Origin of the sequence: Pantoea sp. ACRSB, assembly GCF_022346905.1 — a bacterium.
Lineage (GTDB): Bacteria > Pseudomonadota > Gammaproteobacteria > Enterobacterales > Enterobacteriaceae > Pantoea > Pantoea piersonii.
Map to the genome: position 1 here is coordinate 1 of NZ_JAKRNL010000026.1, position 1,951 is coordinate 1,951.

Sequence of the window (1,951 nt, forward strand, 5' to 3'; positions counted from 1 at the left end):
TTGTAGGTGGGCCAGCCGGTGATTTTGAACTTTTGCTTTGCCACGGAACGGTCTGCGTTGTCGGGAAGATGCGTGATCTGCTCCTTCAGCTCAGCAAAAGTTCGATTTATTCAACAAAGCCGGGTTGATATTCAAGCGAAGCAGCGTTGAGGAGCGCAGCCTATTAAAAAGACTAAACGTGGGTGAGCCAACCGGTTAAGCCCTGAGTAATCGGCACAAGGCTTTCTGTAAGAGCTGTCCACGCCTTCAGGGTTTGAGGACCACTTTCGTCCAGCCGGGGGTACGGCTGTCGAAATTTTTATAGCCTTCAGGCGCTTCGTCCAGGCTCAGACGATGCGAAATAATCTGGCCAGGGCTGGCTTTGCCATGGTGAATCAGTCGTGCAAGCTGTCGGTTGTAGGCCTTCACGTTTGCCTGTCCGGTGCGGATTGACTGGCCCTTGAACCAGAAACTGCCAAAATCGAAAGGCATCTTGCCTTCTTTAGCCAGATCGGTTGCAGCAGAGGGATCCTGCGGGACAAATACGCCAACCACGCCGATTCCGCCCGTGGCTTTAGTTGACGCGACAAGGCTGTTCATGGTTGCACTGTTATCTTCATGACCATGCTTATTACAGCACTGGTATCCCACGCATTCACACCCGCAGTCGGTGCCCCTGCCGTCGGTCAGATCCAGTATTTTCTGTACGGCCTCATCTCCGGCAGCATGAACGGGTGTTGCACCAAGTTGCTCGGCGAGGGCAAGACGGTCACTGTGGGTATCCACAACAAACACCTGCGATGCGCCTTTTATCAGCGCTGAGTGAGCCGCCATCAACCCAACCGGACCCGCCCCATAAATAGCGACGCTTTCGCCCGCTCGCAATCCCGCCAGTTCGGTCGCGTGCCAGCCTGTCGGAAAGATGTCAGAGAGCATCACATAATCATCCTCTTTTTCTGAGGCATCCTCCGGCAGCACCAGACAATTGAAATCGGCAAAGGGGACCCGCAGCAGTTCTGCCTGCCCGCCGTCCCATGGGCCCATTTCAGCAAAACCATAGGCGGCGCCAGCGCTTCCCGGATTAGCCGTCAGGCAAAAACCGGTCAGGCCTTTTTCGCAATTTTCACAGAAGCCGCAGCCGATGTTAAACGGCATACAGACGCGGTCTCCCACCTTGACACGCTCAACGCCTTTGCCGACTTCAACGACCTCTCCCATGTTTTCATGGCCGAAAATGCGCCCTTCTTCAAAACTGGTGCGGCCTTCGTACATGTGCAGATCCGAACCACAGATATTCGTGGTAGTAATGCGGATAAGCGCGTCACCGGGGCGCTCAATTTTTGCGTCAGGAACATTTTTTACCGTTACGTTGAACGGGCCGTTATAAATGATTGCTCTCATAATTACCCCTCTGGATTGAAACGATTAAAAATAATCATGCTGGTTTTAAATCTCGTTGCGCTTATTTTTTCCACGCAAGATAAGAGCATTTTAAATGTAGCATAAATTTTTAACATGGCTCACTTTATACCGATGCGCTTGCGTGTAATTTATTATGACCTACAATTAAGTGGGGCTGATCGAGCCGATTGAACCTGCACTCCATGCGGGCAACCTGGTTATGAATCGCCGCGTACTGGCGGGCTCTCTGATCGGTGGCATTGCGGAAACCCAGGAAGTTCTGGAATTTTGCGCCGAGCACAGCATCAGCTGCGATATTGAAATGCTTGATATCAAAAATATCAACGAGGCGGTAATGGTCCCAACTTATTGATAGTGTTTTATGTTCAGATAATGCCCGATGACTTTATCATGCAGCTCCACCGATTTTGAGAACGACAGCGACTTCCTTCCCAGCCTTGCCAGATGCTGCCTCAGATTCAGGTTATGCCGCTCAATTCGCTGCGTATATCGCTTGCTGATTACGTGCAGCTTTCCCTTCAGGCGGGATTCATACAGCGGCCAGCCATCC

At 51.7% G+C, this 1,951-nt stretch carries 3 protein-coding genes and 1 pseudogene; 1 reads left to right on the forward strand and 3 read right to left on the reverse strand.

The genetic code is table 11. From position 1 onward, the window contains the following. Together MHZ89_RS22545 and MHZ89_RS22550 are read right to left on the reverse strand one after the other, a co-directional pair. Window positions 1-89, reverse strand: an 89-nt coding sequence (locus MHZ89_RS22545; RefSeq protein ID WP_311784647.1) for a hypothetical protein, incomplete at its 3' end; no start/stop codon positions are given. A 157-nt stretch (window positions 90-246) separates the two neighbouring features. Further along, the gene (locus MHZ89_RS22550) at window positions 247-1,380 is read right to left on the reverse strand and encodes a glutathione-independent formaldehyde dehydrogenase (RefSeq protein ID WP_033756051.1); all 1,134 of its coding nucleotides are present in this window, start codon (window positions 1,378-1,380) and stop codon (window positions 247-249) included. 169 nt (window positions 1,381-1,549) lie between these two features. Here MHZ89_RS22550 and MHZ89_RS22555 point away from each other — a divergent pair. Continuing rightward, window positions 1,550-1,732, forward strand: a pseudogene (locus MHZ89_RS22555) (NAD(P)-dependent alcohol dehydrogenase); the annotation flags it as partial. Window positions 1,733-1,746: 14 nt separating this feature from the next. On the opposite strand, the gene MHZ89_RS22560 reads toward MHZ89_RS22555, so the two are convergent. Further along, window positions 1,747-1,951, reverse strand: a 205-nt coding sequence (locus MHZ89_RS22560; protein ID WP_000001233.1) for an IS1 family transposase, incomplete at its 5' end; no start/stop codon positions are given.

Bases quoted from the DNA above. Each gene is read 5' to 3' on its own strand.
- MHZ89_RS22550 (WP_033756051.1), bottom strand. From the start codon at position 1,380: ATGAGAGCAATCATTTATAACGGCCCGTTCAACGTAACGGTAAAAAAT.